The organism is Psychrobacter sp. 1Y4, from assembly GCF_051847555.1.
Genome location: NZ_JBPYDE010000886.1, coordinates 1 through 581, shown reverse-complemented (window position 1 = coordinate 581; position 581 = coordinate 1). Strand labels below are relative to the sequence as shown.

1 protein-coding gene is annotated in these 581 nt (G+C 45.1%); it reads right to left on the bottom strand.

Annotation, left to right across the window (positions count from 1 at the left end):
- Positions 1-26: 26 nt before the first annotated feature.
- The coding region (locus ACS8FC_RS19410; RefSeq protein ID WP_439297993.1) for a substrate binding domain-containing protein at positions 27-581 on the bottom strand (555 nt) is incomplete at its 5' end.

Sequence of the window (581 nt, the reverse complement as noted above, 5' to 3'; positions counted from 1 at the left end):
GGTTATGGCGCTTCATTCATGGCTTCTTAGTTAACTTGCCAATATAACGGCTCGCCATAAACCTCAGCGAAATAATCAATCAAGGCTCTCACATTCAACGAGATGTGACGTGTATTGGGGTAGATAGCGGCGACATGCTGAGGCGTCGTCTTAATAGCGGCCTCATAGTCAGGCAGCAGCTTCACCAACTTACCGCTTTTTAAATGATTACCGATCAACCAATCAGGAAACAGTACAATTCCCATTCCTTTGAGCGCTGATACCAGCAATGACTCTGCATTGTTTGACATAAGCAATGCAGGGGCGGCAAATGGTGTCCAGTTTTCATCATTTTTCTTGAAAAACCAGCGGTTTGGCCCTGATGAGCCTTTATAAACCAAGCATTTATGATGAGCCAAGTCGGATGGCGCTTGTAGGGTGTCGTGCTTATTTATATATGCTGGCGCGGCGGCAAGATGATAGGTTTGCTCACCGAAAATACGCGCATGAAAGGACGAATCATTCAATGTGCCAATCCGAAAAATAACGTCGGTTGCATAATGATGAGGATCCACAAAATCATCGGTGAGCGTTAAGTCTAT